The organism is Pistricoccus aurantiacus, from assembly GCF_007954585.1.
Classification (GTDB): domain Bacteria; phylum Pseudomonadota; class Gammaproteobacteria; order Pseudomonadales; family Halomonadaceae; genus Pistricoccus; species Pistricoccus aurantiacus.
This window is the reverse complement of the sequence record NZ_CP042382.1, coordinates 519911-538073: the sequence shown is the minus strand read 5'-3', so window position 1 is coordinate 538073 and position 18163 is coordinate 519911. Positions and strand designations below refer to the sequence as shown.

At 59.7% G+C, this 18163-nt stretch carries 16 protein-coding genes; all 16 read left to right on the top strand.

Features of this window, described 5'->3' with window-relative positions; all coding sequences use genetic code 11:
- Positions 1 to 210: 210 nt before the first annotated feature.
- The 16 genes from rpoB to rpmC all read left to right on the top strand — a co-directional run bounded on the left by rpoB (position 211) and on the right by rpmC (position 18163).
- Complete coding sequence (rpoB, locus tag FGL86_RS02515; RefSeq protein WP_147183128.1) at positions 211 to 4287, top strand: DNA-directed RNA polymerase subunit beta; 4077 nt, start codon at positions 211 to 213, stop codon at positions 4285 to 4287.
- A gap of 103 nt (positions 4288 to 4390) precedes the next feature.
- On the top strand, positions 4391 to 8608 hold the full coding sequence (rpoC, locus tag FGL86_RS02510; protein WP_147183127.1) for a DNA-directed RNA polymerase subunit beta': 4218 nt from the start codon (positions 4391 to 4393) through the stop codon (positions 8606 to 8608).
- A 157-nt stretch (positions 8609 to 8765) separates the two neighbouring features.
- Positions 8766 to 9140: a 30S ribosomal protein S12 gene (gene rpsL, locus FGL86_RS02505; RefSeq protein ID WP_147183126.1), complete on the top strand. Its 375-nt coding sequence runs from the start codon at positions 8766 to 8768 to the stop codon at positions 9138 to 9140.
- Positions 9141 to 9280: 140 nt separating this feature from the next.
- Positions 9281 to 9751 carry a 30S ribosomal protein S7 gene (gene rpsG / locus FGL86_RS02500; protein ID WP_147183125.1) on the top strand — a complete coding sequence of 157 codons (471 nt, stop codon included), beginning with the start codon at positions 9281 to 9283 and terminating at the stop codon, positions 9749 to 9751.
- A 59-nt stretch (positions 9752 to 9810) separates the two neighbouring features.
- The gene (gene fusA / locus FGL86_RS02495; RefSeq protein WP_147183124.1) at positions 9811 to 11931 is read left to right on the top strand and encodes an elongation factor G; all 2121 of its coding nucleotides are present in this window, start codon (positions 9811 to 9813) and stop codon (positions 11929 to 11931) included.
- A 27-nt stretch (positions 11932 to 11958) separates the two neighbouring features.
- Positions 11959 to 13152, top strand: a complete 1194-nt coding sequence (gene tuf, locus FGL86_RS02490) for an elongation factor Tu (protein ID WP_147183123.1) — start codon at positions 11959 to 11961, stop codon at positions 13150 to 13152.
- A 165-nt stretch (positions 13153 to 13317) separates the two neighbouring features.
- Entirely contained in the window at positions 13318 to 13629 is a 312-nt protein-coding gene (gene rpsJ / locus FGL86_RS02485) for a 30S ribosomal protein S10 (protein ID WP_147183122.1), read from the top strand.
- 158 nt (positions 13630 to 13787) lie between these two features.
- Entirely contained in the window at positions 13788 to 14426 is a 639-nt protein-coding gene (gene rplC, locus FGL86_RS02480; protein ID WP_147183121.1) for a 50S ribosomal protein L3, read from the top strand.
- A 12-nt stretch (positions 14427 to 14438) separates the two neighbouring features.
- Positions 14439 to 15047: a 50S ribosomal protein L4 gene (gene rplD / locus FGL86_RS02475; protein WP_147183120.1), complete on the top strand. Its 609-nt coding sequence runs from the start codon at positions 14439 to 14441 to the stop codon at positions 15045 to 15047.
- Positions 15044 to 15340 (top strand): 50S ribosomal protein L23, encoded by a 297-nt coding sequence (gene rplW, locus FGL86_RS02470; protein ID WP_147183119.1) that lies wholly within the window; start codon positions 15044 to 15046, stop codon positions 15338 to 15340. The genes rplD and rplW overlap by 4 nt, the downstream gene beginning before the upstream one ends.
- A 17-nt stretch (positions 15341 to 15357) precedes the next feature.
- Positions 15358 to 16185, top strand: a complete 828-nt coding sequence (gene rplB, locus FGL86_RS02465) for a 50S ribosomal protein L2 (protein ID WP_147183118.1) — start codon at positions 15358 to 15360, stop codon at positions 16183 to 16185.
- Between the two features lie 21 nt (positions 16186 to 16206).
- Positions 16207 to 16482, top strand: coding sequence for a 30S ribosomal protein S19 (rpsS, locus tag FGL86_RS02460; protein WP_048306673.1), 276 nt, complete (start codon positions 16207 to 16209; stop codon positions 16480 to 16482).
- An 18-nt stretch (positions 16483 to 16500) separates the two neighbouring features.
- Positions 16501 to 16833, top strand: a complete 333-nt coding sequence (rplV, locus tag FGL86_RS02455) for a 50S ribosomal protein L22 (RefSeq protein WP_147183117.1) — start codon at positions 16501 to 16503, stop codon at positions 16831 to 16833.
- Between the two features lie 11 nt (positions 16834 to 16844).
- Positions 16845 to 17543: a 30S ribosomal protein S3 gene (gene rpsC, locus FGL86_RS02450; RefSeq protein WP_147183116.1), complete on the top strand. Its 699-nt coding sequence runs from the start codon at positions 16845 to 16847 to the stop codon at positions 17541 to 17543.
- 15 nt (positions 17544 to 17558) lie between these two features.
- Positions 17559 to 17972, top strand: coding sequence for a 50S ribosomal protein L16 (gene rplP / locus FGL86_RS02445; protein ID WP_147183115.1), 414 nt, complete (start codon positions 17559 to 17561; stop codon positions 17970 to 17972).
- Positions 17972 to 18163 carry a 50S ribosomal protein L29 gene (gene rpmC / locus FGL86_RS02440; RefSeq protein ID WP_092527216.1) on the top strand — a complete coding sequence of 64 codons (192 nt, stop codon included), beginning with the start codon at positions 17972 to 17974 and terminating at the stop codon, positions 18161 to 18163. The genes rplP and rpmC overlap by 1 nt, the downstream gene beginning before the upstream one ends.

The window sequence follows — 18163 nt, the reverse complement described above, 5'->3', positions numbered from 1 at the left end:
CTGCGTAAGCTCCCAGGGCTGGTGGCGGGATGCCCGCTACCGGCCTTTTCCTGTTGTTACTAGCGCGGTGCCTTCCAGGTTGCTCGCTAGCTGAATTCCGACGGCGAGCTCCCATAGGGGAGGCTTGCCGTCAGTGCCTGATGAAGCCACTTTCATCAGGTAGCGCCGATATGAATCGGTCACCCATGGTGAACAAGCTGGGGAATACAGATGGCTTACTCATACACTGAGAAAAAACGCATCCGCAAGGATTTCGGCAAACTGCCCCAAGTGATGGATGTGCCTTACCTGCTGGCCATCCAGCTTGACTCCTACTACGACTTCCTGCAGCAGGATCGTGCGCCGGACGAGCGGCTTGACACCGGTCTGAATGCTGCTTTCAAGTCCGTATTCCCGATCGAAAGCTTCTCCGGCAATGCCGCTCTCGAATATGTCAGCTATCGTTTCGGCACGCCGGCCTTCGATGTCAAGGAATGTCAGCTGCGCGGGGTCACTTATTCCGCGCCCCTGCGCGTCAAGGTGCGCCTGATCATCTACGATCGTGAGTCCTCCAACAAGGCGATCAAGGATATCAAGGAGCAGGAAGTCTATATGGGGGAAATCCCCCTGATGACCGAGAACGGCACCTTTGTCATCAATGGTACCGAACGTGTCATCGTATCCCAGTTGCACCGCTCGCCGGGAGTGTTCTTCGATCACGACAAGGGCAAAAGCCATTCTTCCGGCAAGCTTCTGTATTCCGCGCGGGTAATTCCTTACCGTGGCTCCTGGCTCGACTTCGAGTTCGATCCCAAGGATAACGTCTTCGTGCGTATCGATCGCCGCCGCAAGCTGCCGGCCACGGTACTGCTGCGCGCCTTGGGGCTGAGCGCGGAAGAGATTCTCGATACCTTCTTCGTCACCAGCGTCTTTCATATCGAGAAATCCGGCTTCTCCGTAGATCTTGTGCCGTCGCGTCTGCGGGGTGAAACTGCCACCTTCGACATCAAGGATGCGGACGGTTCGGAGATCGTCGCGGAAGGCCGAAGGATCACTCAGAAGCATATTCGACAGATGGAAAAATCCGGCCTCGAGCGTCTCGAAGTGCCGATGGATTATCTTTACGGCAAGACGCTGGCCAAGGATCAGATCGATCCAAACACCGGTGAACTGATTTGCGAGTGCAACACGGAAATCACGCCGGAACTGCTGGAGAAACTGGCCACGGCGGGTATTACCACTCTCGAGACGCTATATACCAACGATCTCGACTGTGGTCCCTTCATTTCCGATACCCTGAAGCTCGACACCACCCGCTCCGCCCTAGAGGCGCTGGTGGAGATCTATCGCATGATGCGCCCCGGCGAGCCGCCCACCAAGGAAGCTGCCGAGACGCTATTCAACAACTTGTTCTTCTCCGAGGACCGCTACGATCTGTCCGGCGTCGGACGCATGAAGTTCAACCGTCGTCTGCGCCGTGAATCCGACACCGGTTCCGGGGTGCTGGATAATCAGGACATCCTTGACGTGCTCAAGGAATTGATCAGTATCCGTAACGGTTTTGGCGATGTCGATGACATCGACCACCTGGGCAACCGTCGTATCCGCTGTGTTGGCGAGATGGCGGAGAATCAGTTCCGTGTCGGCCTGGTACGGGTCGAGCGGGCCGTCAAGGAACGTCTCTCTATGGCGGAGAGCGAAGGCCTCATGCCTCAGGATCTGATCAACGCCAAGCCGGTGGCGGCGGCGGTCAAGGAGTTCTTTGGCTCCAGCCAGCTGTCCCAGTTCATGGACCAGAACAATCCGCTGTCCGAGGTCACTCACAAGCGTCGGGTTTCCGCGCTTGGGCCGGGTGGCCTGACCCGCGAGCGTGCAGGCTTCGAAGTGCGTGATGTTCATACCACGCACTACGGTCGCCTGTGTCCGATCGAGACGCCGGAAGGGCCGAACATCGGCCTGATCAACTCTCTGGCGACCTACAGTCATACCAACAGCTATGGTTTCCTCGAGACGCCCTATCGCAAGGTGGTGGACAGTCTCGTCACCGATGAAGTGGTACAGCTATCGGCCATCGAAGAAGGCGATTTTGTCATCGCTCAGGCCTCCGCCACCGTGGACGAAAATGGCCGCCTGGTGGACGATCTGGTGCAGGTCCGTCACCGAGGCGAAACCACTTTCACGGGGCCGGACAAGGTCACCCTGATGGACGTGTCACCGCGCCAGGTGGTATCCGTGGCCGCGGCCTTGATTCCGTTCCTGGAGCACGACGATGCCAACCGCGCTCTGATGGGGGCGAACATGCAGCGTCAGGCGGTGCCTACCCTGCGGGCGGACAAGCCGCTGGTGGGCACCGGCATGGAGCGTTTCGTGGCCCGGGATTCCGGCGTCTGTGCGGTGGCGCGCCGTGGCGGCCTGATCGATTCCGTGGATGCCAAGCGGATCGTGGTACGGGTCAACGAGGATGAGATCATCGGCGGCGAGGCCGGGGTCGACATCTACAATCTGACCAAGTACACCCGCTCCAACCAGAACACCTGCATGAACCAGCGCCCCGTGGTACGCCCCGGTGACGAGGTGGCGCGAGGCGATATTCTGGCGGACGGGCCCTCCGTCGACATGGGGGATCTGGCGCTGGGTCAGAACATGCGCATCGCCTTCATGCCCTGGAACGGCTACAACTTCGAGGACTCTATCCTGCTTTCCGAGCGGGTGGTGGAGGAAGACCGTTTCACCACGATTCACATCCAGGAACTGACCTGCGTCTCTCGGGACACCAAGCTGGGATCGGAAGAGATCACCGCGGACATTCCCAATGTGGGTGAGTCCGCTCTGTCCAAGCTAGATGAGGCGGGGGTGGTGTATATCGGTGCGGAAGTCGGCCCCGGCGACATCCTGGTAGGCAAGGTCACCCCCAAGGGCGAGACTCAGCTGACCCCTGAGGAGAAGCTGCTGCGAGCGATCTTCGGCGAGAAAGCGTCTGACGTGAAAGACACTTCTCTGCGCGCACCCACCGGTATGAAGGGGACGGTCATCGATGTGCAGGTGTTCACCCGCGATGGTGTCGAGAAGGATTCCCGAGCGTTGTCCATCGAGCAGACCCAGCTCGACGAGGTGCGCAAGGACCTTCAGGAAACCTATCGCATCGCGGAAGACGCCACTTTCGAGCGTCTCAAGCGTACCTTGAGCGGCCAGCCGGTCAACGGTGGGCCCAAGCTCAAGAAAGGTGACGTGCTCAGCAATGACTACCTGGACGAACTGCCGCGACAGCAGTGGTTCAAGCTGCGCCTGCAGGATGAAGCGCTCAACGAGCTGCTTGCTCAGGCGGACGAACAGCTCGAAAACCGTCGCAAGGAAATGGATGAGCGTTTCGAGGACAAGAAGCGCAAGCTGACCCAGGGCGACGACCTGGCGCCGGGTGTGCTCAAGATCGTCAAGGTCTACATGGCGGTACGTCGGCGTATCCAGCCCGGTGACAAGATGGCGGGTCGTCACGGCAACAAGGGCGTCATCTCGGCGATCATGCCTATTGAGGACATGCCCTTCGACGAACAGGGCGAGCCGGTGGATGTGGTGCTCAACCCGCTCGGGGTACCCTCGCGCATGAACGTCGGACAGGTTCTCGAGACCCATCTGGGCATGGCCGCTCGCGGTCTGGGCATGAAGATCGAGCGCATGCTGCGGGAGGCTCGCGAACAGCAGATCGTTCAGATCCGCGAATTCCTCGGCGAAATCTACAACACCCAGGGAACGCGAAAAGAAGCGCTCGATTCGCTCTCTGACGACGAGATCGTCACTCTGGCGCGTAACCTGCAGGGCGGTGTGCCGATGGCATCACCGGTCTTCGATGGTGCCGACGAGCACGAGATCAAGCATCTGCTCAAGCTTGCCGATCTGCCTGAATCTGGCCAGATGACGCTTTACGACGGACGTACCGGTGAAGCTTTCGATCGTCAGGTCACCGTTGGCTACATGTACATGCTCAAGCTCAACCACCTGGTGGATGACAAGATGCACGCCCGTTCCACCGGCTCCTATTCCCTGGTGACCCAGCAGCCGCTGGGCGGCAAGGCACAGTTCGGTGGTCAGCGCTTCGGCGAGATGGAGGTCTGGGCGCTGGAAGCTTACGGCGCGGCTTACACTCTTCAGGAGATGCTCACGGTCAAGTCCGACGACGTGGAAGGGCGCACCAAGATGTACAAGAGCATCGTGGATGGCGACCACACCATGCAGGCGGGCATGCCGGAGTCCTTCAACGTGCTGGTGAAGGAAATTCGTTCGCTGGGCATTGATATCGAGCTAGAAGGCTAATCGACCCTGGCTTGGGCTGCGGCTCGAGTCGGGCAATCGTCGAGAATGACTGTCCGCGGGGGTTTATGCCTCCGCTTATGACAACTCCGCAACGGAGCGATCCATGAAAGATTTGGTGAAAGTCCTCAAATCCCAGGCCCAGTCCGAAGAGTTCGATGCGATCAAGATCACGCTCGCATCCCCGGACATGATTCGTTCCTGGTCCTACGGCGAGGTCAAGAAGCCCGAGACCATCAACTACCGGACCTTCAAGCCGGAACGCGACGGTCTGTTCTGTGCCAAGATCTTTGGCCCGGTCAAGGATTACGAGTGCCTGTGCGGCAAGTACAAGCGCATGAAACACCGCGGTATCATCTGTGAAAAGTGCGGCGTCGAAGTCACCAAGGCCGCAGTGCGCCGGGAGCGCATGGCGCATATCGAGCTGGCCTCGCCGGTGGCGCACATCTGGTTTTTGAAGTCGCTGCCCTCGCGTATCGGCATGTTCCTCGACATGACCCTGCGGGACATCGAGCGGGTGCTGTATTTCGAGAGCTTCGTGGTGATCGATCCGGGCATGACCACCCTGGAGCGTGGACAGCTGCTCAACGACGAGCAGTACTTCGAGGCGCTGGAAGAGTTCGGCGACGACTTCGATGCCCGCATGGGCGCCGAGGCGGTGCAGGCGCTGCTCAAGGACGTGGATCTGGAAGAGGAGATCGAGCGTCTGCGAGAAGAGATTCCCCAGACCAACTCCGAAACCAAGATCAAGAAGCTCTCCAAGCGCTTGAAGCTGCTGGAAGCCTTCTACAAGTCCGGCAACGCACCGGCCTGGATGGTCATGGAGGTGCTGCCGGTGCTACCGCCGGATCTGCGCCCCTTGGTACCGCTGGATGGCGGACGCTTCGCGACCTCGGATCTCAACGATCTGTATCGCCGGGTGATCAACCGCAACAATCGTCTGAAGCGCCTGCTGGATCTCAACGCGCCGGATATCATCGTGCGCAATGAAAAGCGCATGCTGCAGGAGTCCGTTGACGCACTGCTGGACAACGGCCGTCGTGGGCGAGCGATCACTGGCTCCAACAAGCGCCCGCTCAAGTCCTTGGCGGACATGATCAAGGGCAAGCAAGGGCGTTTCCGACAGAACCTGCTGGGCAAGCGGGTCGATTATTCCGGTCGTTCAGTCATTACCGTGGGCCCGACTCTGCGTCTGCATCAGTGCGGTCTGCCCAAGAAGATGGCGCTGGAGCTGTTCAAGCCGTTCATCTATTCCAAGCTGCAGTCCAGCGGCCAGGCGTCCACCATCAAGGCCGCGAAGAAGATGGTCGAACGGGAACTGCCGGAGGTCTGGGACATTCTCGCGGACGTGATTCGCGAGCACCCGGTGCTGCTGAACCGGGCGCCGACCCTGCACCGTCTGGGCATCCAGGCCTTCGAGCCGCTGCTGATCGAAGGCAAGGCCATCCAGCTTCATCCGCTGGTATGCGCCGCCTACAACGCAGACTTCGACGGCGACCAGATGGCGGTACACGTGCCGCTGACCCTGGAAGCCCAGCTCGAGGCCCGGGCGCTGATGATGGCCACCAACAACGTGCTGTCACCGGCTAACGGCGACCCGATCATCGTGCCCTCACAGGACGTGGTGCTGGGGCTTTACTACATGACTCGGGAAAAGATCAACGCCAAGGGCGAAGGCATGGTGTTCTCCGACCTCAAGGAGGTGGAGCGCGCCTTCGGCACCCAGAGCGTGTCCCTGCATGCTCGGGTCAAGGTGCGCTTGACCGAGTATACGTCGGAAGAGGAAGGCGGCGAGCTGATCGAGAAGACCTCGATTCACGACACCACCGTGGGCCGGGCGCTGCTGTTCAGTATTCTGCCCAAAGGTGCGCCCTTTGCCCTGGTGGATCAGCCGATGAAGAAGAAGGCGATCTCCGGGCTGATTAACGAGGTCTATCGACGCACCGGGCTGAAGGATGCGGTCATCTTCGCCGACCAGTTGATGTACACCGGTTTTCGTCTGGCGACCTGGTCCGGTGCCTCCATCGGTGTCAACGATTTCGTCATCCCGGAGGAGAAGAAAGGCATCGTCGATGCGGCCGAGGATGAGGTCAAGGAAATCGAGGATCAGTTCTCTTCCGGGCTTGTTACCGCCGGCGAGAAGTACAACAAGGTCATCGATATCTGGTCCAAGGCCAACGACAAGGTGGCCAAGGCGATGATGGCGGGCATTTCCAAGGAAACCGTGATTGACCGCGACGGCAAGGAGGTCGAGCAGGATTCCTTCAACAGCGTGTTCATCATGGCGGACTCCGGCGCTCGGGGCAGCGCGGCGCAGATTCGTCAGCTCGCCGGCATGCGCGGCCTGATGGCCAAGCCGGACGGCTCGATCATCGAGACACCGATTACCGCCAATTTCCGTGAAGGCCTGAACGTGCTTCAGTACTTCATTTCTACCCACGGGGCGCGTAAAGGTCTGGCGGACACGGCGCTCAAGACCGCCAACTCTGGTTATCTGACCCGACGACTGGTGGACGTTGCACAGGACATGGTGATCACCGAGGCGGACTGCGGTACCGAGGAAGGCTTGACCCTGCATCCGGTCATCGAGGGTGGCGATATCATCGTTTCCCTGGCGCAGCGAGTGCTGGGTCGCGTAGTGGCCCAGGACGTGATCAGCCCAGCGGACGATGAAGTCCTGATTCCTCGCGGTACCCTGCTGGACGAGGCCTGGTGTGCGCGCCTCGATACCATGGGAATCGACGAGATCGTGGTGCGCAGCACCATCAACTGCGAGACCGCTCACGGCGTCTGTTCCTCTTGCTACGGTCGCGATCTGGCCCGAGGTCATCAGGTCAATATCGGTGAAGCGGTAGGGGTCATTGCCGCCCAGTCCATCGGTGAGCCGGGTACCCAGCTGACCATGCGGACCTTCCATATCGGTGGGGCAGCATCTCGGGCCTCCGCCATGGATAGCGTTCAGGTCAAGCATGGTGGCAGGGTACGACTGCACAACATCAAGTCCGTGGAGCGCGCCGACGGCAAGCTGGTGGTGGTGTCCCGCTCCAGCGCCCTGGCAGTGGCGGACGAGCATGGACGCGAGCGGGAGTATTACAAGCTTCCTTACGGTGCCGAGTTGTCCGTCAAGGACGGTGACGCGGTAGAGGCCAGCCAGACCGTGGCCAAGTGGGATCCGCATACTCACCCGATCGTCGCCGAAGCGGAAGGCAAGGTGCAGTACATCGATATGGACGAAGGGCTTTCCATCCACCGCAGTGTGGATGAAATGACCGGCCTGTCTTCCATCGAGGTCATCGAGTCCGCCGCCCGCCCCGCCACGGGGCGCGACAAGCGTCCGATGATCATGCTCACCGACGAGGCCGGTGAGCATGTGGCGATCTCCGGCTCCAACACGCCGGTCCAGTATCTGCTGCCTGGCAAGGCGATCGTTTCCGTGGATAACGGCGCGACCATCGGTATCGGCGAGGTAGTGGCGCGGATTCCGGTAGAGGCGTCCGCTAACCGTGACATCACCGGGGGTCTGCCGCGGGTAGCGGATCTGTTCGAGGCGCGTAAGCCCAAGGAGTCCTCAATCCTCGCTGAAATAAGTGGCGTGATCAGCTTCGGCAAGGAAACCAAGGGCAAGCGCCGTCTGACGATCACGCCGGAATCCGGCGATCCCTTCGAGATGCTGATTCCTAAGTGGCGTCAGGTGGCGGTCTTCGAGGGCGAAACCGTCGAGAAGGGCGAAGTGATTTCCGATGGGCCGAGCAATCCTCACGACATCCTGCGGCTGCTGGGAGTGGCGGAGCTGGCCAAGTACATCACCGCCGAGGTGCAGGAGGTCTATCGACTGCAGGGCGTGGGCATCAACGACAAGCACATCGAAGTGATCGTGCGACAGATGCTGCGCAAGGTGGAGATTACCGAGGCGGGAGATTCCAGCTTCATTCCCGGCGATCAGATCGAACTGGTGCGGGTGTTGGAAGAAAACGCCCGGCTGGCGGAGCAGGATAAGTTCCCGGCGAAATACCAGCGCCTATTGCTGGGTATCACCAAGGCGAGCCTGGCCACCGAATCATTCATCTCCGCCGCCTCCTTCCAGGAGACGACTCGAGTGCTGACGGAAGCGGCGGTCACCGGCAAGCGCGACTATCTGCGTGGCTTGAAAGAGAACGTCGTGGTCGGTCGCCTGATCCCGGCAGGAACCGGCCTGACCCACCACGCGGAGCGCCATCGCAAGCGCGGGGATGCGGATCGTGCGCTGCAGCCCTCCGCCTTCGACGTCGAGCAGGAACTGGGTGCCCAGTTGACCGCCCTGGACGCGGATGACGACGAAAGTTGAGTGTGAGAAGGGGTCGTCATCGACGCTCAGACGTCGAGACGGCTCCGGCTTGACGAAGGCGGTCACAAGACAGTAGAATTCGCAGCCTTTAATAGTGGGGCGGGTGCGCTCGTTCCCTATTGAGAGCCAAGAACATCATTGGAGTCAGCTACAGACTATGGCAACGATAAATCAGCTTGTGCGCAAGCCGCGCAAGCGTCCCGTCGAAACTAGCGACGTGCCGGCGCTTCAGGCCTGCCCACAGAAGCGCGGCGTTTGCACCCGCGTTTATACCACTACTCCCAAGAAGCCGAACTCCGCCCTGCGTAAGGTGTGCCGCGTGCGCCTGACCAACGGCTACGAGGTTTCCTCTTACATCGGTGGTGAGGGGCACAACCTGCAAGAGCACTCCGTGGTATTGATCCGCGGCGGTCGAGTCAAGGACTTGCCGGGTGTGCGTTATCACACCGTGCGCGGCGCTCTGGATACCTCCGGCGTGCAGAACCGCAAGCAGGGCCGCTCCAAGTACGGCACCAAGCGACCCAAGTCTTGATGGCGAAGCGTATTAACGCTTCACCCATCATTTATTATCACCATGGTCGGATAAGAGTAAGGTCGGGCGCTGCCAGACAGTATGTGTTGGCAGCTTATGTTCCGGGTTTACCTGAAGGACCCTTAATCTGAGGGCTTATCATGCCTAGAAGAAGAGTTGCCGCCAAGCGCGAAATCCTGCCGGATCCGAAATTCGGAAGCGAGCGTCTGGCCAAGTTCATGAATCATCTGATGGTCAGCGGCAAGAAGTCTGTAGCTGAACGAATCGTCTATGGTGCGCTGGATCGGGTGACCGAGCGCAGCAAGGAAGAGCCGCTGGAAGTGTTCGACAAGGCGCTGGAAGCAATCCAGCCCATGGTCGAGGTCAAGTCGCGTCGTGTCGGCGGCGCCACTTATCAGGTTCCCGTTGAGGTGCGTCCGTCGCGCCGTCAGGCGTTGGCCATGCGCTGGCTGGTAGACGCGGCGCGTAATCGCGGTGAAAAGACCATGGTACAGCGTCTGGCCGGCGAAATGCTCGACGCCGCGGAAGGCAAGGGCGCTGCCGTGAAGAAGCGTGAAGACGTACATCGCATGGCAGAAGCCAACAAGGCCTTCTCCCACTATCGTTTTTAAGTACGCGCTTCTAAGTACGCCGCTTCCCAACGCAACGCCAACTAACGGGGAATTTCACCGTGGCACGCAAAACACCACTCAAGCGTTATCGCAACATCGGTATCGTCGCGCACGTTGACGCCGGCAAGACCACCACCACCGAGCGGGTGCTGTTCTATACCGGTATCAACCACAAGCTCGGCGAGACCCACGAAGGTGCTTCCACCACCGACTGGATGGAGCAGGAGCAGGAGCGGGGGATCACCATCACTTCCGCGGCGGTCACCACGTTCTGGAAAGGCATGAACCACCAGTTCGACGAGCACCGCATCAACATCATCGACACCCCCGGGCACGTCGATTTCACCATCGAGGTCGAGCGCTCCCTGCGCGTGCTCGACGGCGCGGTGGTGGTACTGTGCGGCAGCTCCGGCGTGCAGCCCCAGACCGAGACCGTATGGCGTCAGGCCAACAAGTACGAAGTGCCGCGCATGGTGTTCGTCAACAAGATGGACCGCGCCGGTGCCGATTTCTTCATGGTGCTCGAACAGCTCAAGGATCGTCTGGGCGCTAACGTCGTACCCATTCAGATCAACTGGGGCACCGAAGAGGATTTCAAGGGGGTCATCGATCTCATCGAGATGAAGGCCATCCTGTGGAACGAGTCCGATTTCGGCGCCACCTATGACTTGGTGGATATTCCCGAGGAGCTTCGGGAAACCGCCGAGCAGTATCGTGAGGAAATGATCGAGGCCGCCGCGGAAGCCTCCGAGGAACTGATGGACAAGTACCTCGAGGAAGGCGAGCTGACCAACGAGGAAATCAAGGCTGGGCTGCGCCGTCGTACTCTGGACAACGAGATCGTACTGGTCACCTGCGGCTCCGCGTTCAAGAACAAGGGCGTGCAGGCGGTGCTCGACGGGGTCGTCGAATACCTGCCGTCACCTACCGAGGTCAAGGCCATCGAGGGTGAGCTGGACGACAAGGAGGGCACCGTCGAGACCCGCGAGGCAGATGACAGCGCGCCCTTTTCGGCGCTGGCCTTCAAGATCGCCACCGACCCCTTCGTCGGCACGCTGACCTTCATTCGCGTCTATTCCGGGGTGCTGAAGTCTGGTGACAGCGTCTTCAACTCCGTTCGTGGCAAAAAGGAGCGCATCGGTCGTCTGGTGCAGATGCACGCCAATTCTCGCGAAGAGATCAAGGAAGTCTACGCTGGAGACATCGCCGCTTGTATCGGCCTCAAGGACGTCACCACCGGCGACACGCTATGCGACATGAATGACAAGATCATTCTCGAGCGCATGGAATTCCCGGATCCGGTGATTTCCGTGGCGGTGGAGCCGAAGTCTAAGGCGGATCAGGAGAAAATGGGTGTTGCTCTGGGCAAGCTGGCTCAGGAAGACCCTTCCTTCCGCGTCAAGACCGACGAGGAAACCGGCCAGACCATCATTTCCGGTATGGGTGAATTGCACCTGGATATCATCGTCGATCGCATGCGGCGTGAGTTCAAGGTCGAGGCCAATATCGGCAAGCCCCAGGTGGCCTATCGCGAGACGATTCGTGGCAGTATCGAACAGGAAGGCAAGTTCGTGCGTCAGTCCGGTGGTCGAGGTCAGTTCGGTCACGTCTGGCTGCGTATCGAGCCGCTGACCAAAGCGGACAAGGGCGAGGACGAAGAAATGTCCTTCAAGTTCGTGTCCGAGATCGTGGGTGGCGTGGTTCCCAAGGAATACGTTCCGGCGGTCGAAAAAGGGGCCTATGAGCAGCTGCAGAACGGTGTCATCGCGGGCTACCCGATGATCGACGTCAAGGTCACGCTGTATGATGGCTCCTATCATGACGTGGACTCCAACGAGACCGCGTTCAAGATCGCCTCTTCCATGGCGGTCAAGGAAGGGGCCAGAAAGGCCAAGGCCGTGCTGCTGGAGCCGATGATGAAGGTCGAAGTCGTGACCCCCGAGGATTTCATGGGTGACGTCATGGGCGACCTGAACCGTCGTCGCGGTCTGGTGCAGGGCATGGATGACTCTTCCATGGGCAAGATCATCCGCGCAATGGTGCCGCTGGGCGAAATGTTCGGTTATGCGACCGATCTACGTTCTCAGACCCAGGGCCGTGCAAGCTACACCATGGAGTTTGCGAAGTACGACGAGGCGCCCTCCAGCGTCGTTGAAGCCGTCATCAACCAAAACGGTTAACCGTTAGCTAATAAAGAGGTTATAGCAGTGGCTAAGGAAAAATTCGAACGTTCCAAACCGCACGTTAACGTCGGCACCATCGGTCATGTCGACCACGGCAAGACCACGCTGACTGCGGCTCTGACTCGAGTATCCGCTGAGGTATTCGGCGGTGACTGGCGTGAATTCGCCAGCATCGACAACGCTCCCGAGGAGCGTGAGCGCGGTATCACCATCGCGACCTCTCACGTGGAGTATCAGTCCGAAGAGCGTCACTATGCTCACGTGGACTGCCCGGGACACGCGGACTACGTCAAGAACATGATCACCGGCGCGGCGCAGATGGATGGCGCTATCCTGGTATGTTCTGCTGCGGACGGCCCGATGCCGCAGACCCGCGAGCACATCCTGCTGTCTCGTCAGGTGGGCGTTCCCTACATCGTCGTGTTCCTGAACAAGGCGGACATGGTCGACGACGAGGAGCTGCTTGAGCTGGTCGAAATGGAAGTGCGTGAACTCCTCAACGAGTACGACTTCCCGGGTGACGACACGCCGATCATCGTCGGTTCCGCGCTGATGGCGCTGGAAGGCAAGGATGACAACGGCATGGGCACTACTGCCGTTGCCAACCTGATCAAGGCGCTGGACGACTATATCCCCGAGCCCGAGCGCGCCATCGATCAGCCGTTCTTGATGCCCATCGAGGACGTGTTCTCCATCTCCGGCCGTGGCACCGTAGTCACCGGTCGCATCGAGCGCGGTATCGTCAAGAGCGGCGAAGAAGTCGAAATCGTCGGTGTTCGCGATACCACCAAGACTACCGTTACCGGCGTGGAGATGTTCCGCAAGCTGCTCGACGAAGGTCGTGCCGGCGAGAACATCGGTGCCCTACTGCGTGGCACCAAGCGTGACGACGTCGAGCGTGGTCAGGTGCTGGCCAAGCCCGGCTCCATCACGCCGCACACTGTCTTCGAGGCCGAGGTCTACGTGCTGTCCAAGGATGAGGGTGGCCGTCACACGCCGTTCTTCAAGGGCTACCGTCCGCAGTTCTACTTCCGGACCACCGACGTCACCGGTACCTGTGAACTGCCGGAAGGTGTCGAGATGGTCATGCCCGGCGACAACGTGCAGATGACCGTCACTCTGATCGCGCCGATCGCCATGGAAGACGGCCTGCGCTTCGCCGTGCGCGAAGGTGGTCGTACCGTGGGCGCTGGTGTTGTCGCCAAGATCGTCAAGTAAGTCTTGTTCTTTATAGACAAGCATTGATCGAATGATCGAGGGGCTCCCACAGGAGCCCCTTTTTCTGCGCAGGATTGACTCATCGATTCGACGTGTCTATAATGCGCATCCTTTGAATGCGTGGCCAGGCAGCGTGTCGTCCACGTCCATTGGAGTTTAGGGCAAATGCAGAACCAGAAGATTCGCATTCGGTTGAAGGCGTTCGACCATCGCCTGATCGATCAGTCCACGGCGGAAATCGTTGATACCGCCAAGCGGACCGGAGCTCAGGTGCGCGGACCGATCCCGCTGCCGACCAGACGCGAGCGTTACACCATCCTGATCTCGCCTCACGTCAATAAGGACGCTCGGGATCAGTATGAAATTCGCACCCACAAGCGTGTGCTCGATATCGTCGAGCCCACGGAAAAGACCGTGGATGCACTTATGAAGCTCGATCTCGCCGCCGGCGTTGACGTGCAAATCAAACTCGACTGATAACACTAGTCACTTTGCGGCCCAGCGCCTGCCCCTGCGTCAGACAGGGTAAGCAGCAGCCGCCACGCCGAGACGGCGTCATACAATGTGCTAGTGGAATGCTCTGGAAAGGGCAGCCATAGCGGGTGATAGCCCCGTACACTATTAGGAGACTGAACATGACAATCGGTTTAGTCGGTAAAAAGTCCGGGATGACCCGTGTCTTTACCGAAGACGGCGCCTCCGTGCCGGTAACCGTGATCGAGGTTGAACCTAACCGCGTCACTCGCGTCAAGACACTGGAGTCTGACGGCTACAGTGCGGTTCAGGTGACAACTGGCTCCCGCAAGGCCAAGCACTTGACCAAGGCGCAAGCTGGACAGTTCGCCAAGGCGGGTATCGAGGCCGGTCGTTCGCTGATGGAGTTTCGCCTGAACGAAGGTGAAGAGACTCCGGAAGTGGGCGGCGAAATCACCGTATCCCTCTTTGAAGCCGGTCAGAAGATCGATGTGACCGGAACCTCCAAGGGCAAAGGCTTCCAAGGCGCCGTCAAGCGTTGGAACTTCCGCACCCAAGACAACAGCCACGGCAATTCCCTGTCGCATCGCGCGCCGGGTTCCATCGGCATGTGCCAGACCCCGGGTCGAGTGTTCAAGGGCAAGAAGATGGCCGGTCAGATGGGTAATGCGCGTTGCACCGTGCAGAGCCTGGAAGTCGTGCGCGTCGATGCCGAACACAACCTGCTGCTGATCAAGGGCGCCGTACCTGGTGCGCCGGGCAGCGACGTCGTCATTCGCCGCGCCGTGAAAGCTCGCTGAGGGGGTTGATCAATGAATCTGAATCTTGCAGGTGCAGACGCCGGCACTATCGAAGTCGCCGATGCCACCTTCGGTAAAGAATTCAATGAAGCGCTGGTTCATCAGGTCGTCACCGCCTATCTGGCCGGTGCACGCCAGGGAACTCGCGCCCAGAAGAACCGTTCCGACGTGCGCGGCGGTGGCAAGAAGCCGTGGCGTCAGAAAGGCACCGGTCGCGCCCGTGCCGGTACCATTCGCTCGCCGATCTGGCGTAGCGGCGGTGTCACCTTTGCCGCGCGTCCTCAGGATCATTCTCAGAAAGTCAATCGCAAGATGTATCGTGCCGCGATGCGCTCGATCCTTTCCGAACTGGTCCGTCAGGAGCGTCTGGTGGTGGTCAACGAGTTCAGCGTCGATGCGCCCAAGACCAAGCAGCTGATCGGCAAGCTCAAGGAGCTCGATCTCGAGAAAACGCTGATCGTCACCGAAGAACTCGACGAAAAGCTCTATCTCGCCGCTCGCAATATTCCCAACGTGGATGTGGTCGACGCGTCCGCCGCGGATCCGGTGAGCCTGATCGCTTTCGACAAGGTGCTTATCACCGTCTCCGCTCTGCGCCAATTCGAGGAGAAGCTGGCATGAACCAGGAACGTCTATTCAAGGTTCTGCTTGGTCCGCACATGACCGAGAAAGCCGCCTTCGCCGCCGAGAACAATCAGTACGTGTTCAAGGTAGCAAGCGACGCGACCAAGCCGGAAATCAAGCAGGCCGTTCAAGCGATGTTCGGCAAGAAGGTCGATCGCGTTCAGGTCCTGAACATGAAGGGCAAGACCAAGCGTACCGCACACGGCTTGGGTAAGCGTAAGGGCTATCGCAAGGCTTACGTGACCTTGGCTGCGGGCGAGACCCTCGAAGACTTCTCTGGCGCCGAATAAGGGCAGGAGTACGGATAATGGCAATCGTCAAGACCAAACCCACATCCGCCGGTCGTCGCCACGTCGTTAAAGTCGTCGGCACCGAGCTTTACAAGGGGCGGCCGCATGCGCCGCTTCTGGAGAAGCAGTCCCGTTCCGGCGGGCGTAACAATCATGGCCGTATCACCACCCGTCACGTCGGGGGTGGTCATCGCCAGCATTATCGTCTGATCGACTTCAAGCGCACCAAGGATGGCGTTCCCGCCGTCGTCGAGCGCCTCGAGTACGATCCGAACCGTAGCGCGCACATTGCGCTGCTGAAGTATCTGGACGGCGAGCGTCGTTACATCATCGCGCCCAAGGGCGTGGCGGCCGGCGACACTCTCGAATCCGGTGTCAATGCGCCGATCAAGCGTGGTAATGCGCTGCCGCTGCGCAACGTTCCGCTGGGCTCCACCGTGCACTGCATCGAGCTCAAGCCCGGCAAGGGTGCTCAGTTGGCACGCAGCGCGGGTACCAGCGCTCAGCTGGTCGCACGAGAAGGTAACTATGCCACTTTGCGCCTGCGCTCCGGTGAAATGCGCAAGGTGCTTTCCGAATGCCGCGCGACCCTCGGTGAAGTAGGCAATTCCGAGCACAGCCTGCGCCAACTTGGCAAGGCCGGTGCGAAACGCTGGAGAGGGGTACGTCCGACGGTTCGCGGCGTGGCCATGAATCCGGTGGACCACCCGCACGGTGGCGGCGAAGGCCGTACTAGCGGTGGTCGCCATCCGGTGACGCCTTGGGGTGTTCCCACCAAGGGCCACAAGACCCGCAAGAACAAGCGTACCAACTCGCTTATCGTTCGTCGCCGCAAGGCCAAGTAACACAACTAAGAGGTAACGGCTGTGCCACGTTCACTGAAGAAAGGTCCCTTTATCGACCTTCATCTGCTGAAGAAGGTCGAGACCGCGGTGGAAAAGAGCGATCGCAAACCGATCAAGACCTGGTCGCGTCGCTCGATGATCCTGCCCAACATGGTTGGGCTCACCATTGCGGTCCATAACGGTCGCCAACACGTCCCGGTGCATGTCTCCGAGGAAATGGTTGGCCACAAGCTGGGCGAATTCGCTGCTACCCGCACCTATCGCGGTCATGCGGCGGACAGAAAAGCCAAACGGTAAGCCAGAGAGGATTGAGAGATGGAAGTCACAGCTAAACTGCGTGGCGCCGGATTATCCGCCCAGAAGGCCCGTTTGGTGGCTGACCAGGTGCGCGGTAAACCGGTCGCCGAAGCGCTCGACCTGCTGACCTTCTCCCCGAAGAAGGCTGCCACGCTGGTCAAGAAGGTGCTGCAGTCCGCCATCGCGAATGCGGAAGAAAACAACGGTATGGATATCGACGAGCTGCGTGTCTCGACCATCTGCGTCGATGAGGGCATGACGCTCAAGCGCATTAAGCCGCGCGCCAAAGGTCGTGCGGATCGCATCTTGAAGCGCACCTGCCACATCACCGTCAAGGTAGCCGAGAAGTAGGAGTCGACCAGATGGGTCAGAAAGTAAATCCGATTGGTATTCGGCTGGGTATCGTCAAGGACCACAATTCCGTGTGGTACGCCGAAAGCGATAGCTATGCCGATAAGCTGAACAACGATCTCGAGGTGCGTAGTTTCCTCGAGGAGCGCCTGAAGAACGCCTCCGTCAGCCGTATCCATATCGAGCGTCCGGCCAACAACGCGCGCATCACCATTCATACTGCGCGTCCTGGCATCGTGATCGGCAAGAAGGGCGAGGATGTCGATCGTCTGCGTCGCGACGTCACCCAGATGATGGGCGTGCCGGTGCATATCAACATCGAAGAGGTTCGCAAGCCGGAACTCGATGCCAAGCTCGTCGCCCAGAACATCGCCGGACAGCTCGAGCGTCGCGTGATGTTCCGTCGTGCCATGAAGCGCGCGGTACAGAACTCCATGCGTCTAGGCGCCGGTGGTATCAAGGTTCAACTGTCCGGACGACTGGGCGGAGCGGAAATCGCTCGTACCGAGTGGTATCGGGAAGGTCGTGTGCCGCTGCATACCCTGCGCGCGGACATCGACTACGCCACCTATGAAGCCCATACCACCTACGGCGTGATCGGCGTCAAGGTATGGATCTTCAAGGGTGAAATCCTCGGGGGCATCGAGGAGGTCCGCGCCAAGGCCAAGCAGCCGCAGGCCGCGCCCTCTAAGAAGAAAGGTTCCAGATAAGAGGAGAGCGAGTCGATGTTACAACCTAAGCGTACAAAATTCCGCAAGATGATGAAGGGCCGCAACCGTGGCCTGGCCCATCGCGGAAGCAAGATCAGTTTCGGCGAATACGGTCTCAAGGCCACCGGTCGCGGGCGGGTCACCGCGCGTCAGATCGAAGCCGGTCGTCGGGCCATCACTCGCCACGTCAAGCGTGGCGGCAAGATCTGGATTCGTGTGTTTCCGGACAAGCCGGTATCCAAGAAGCCTCTCGAAGTTCGTATGGGTAAAGGCAAGGGTTCCGTTGAATACTGGGTCGCCCAGATTCAGCCGGGCCGTGTGCTCTACGAAATCGAAGGCGTTTCTGAAGAGCTGGCCCGGGAGGCATTCAGCCTGGCGGCTCAGAAGTTTCCGGTCTCCACCACCTTTGTGAAACGGACGGTGCTGTGATGAAAGCCCAGGAAATTCGTGAAAAATCAGTGGAAGATCTGCAGGCGCAGCTCTTCGAACTCCTCCGCGAGCAGTTCAATCTGCGCATGCAGAAGGCCACTGGCCAACTCAGCCAGACCCATTTGCTCAAGCAGGTCCGTCGGGATATCGCCCGAGTGAAGACGGTGCTCAACGAGAAGGCAGGTGATTGA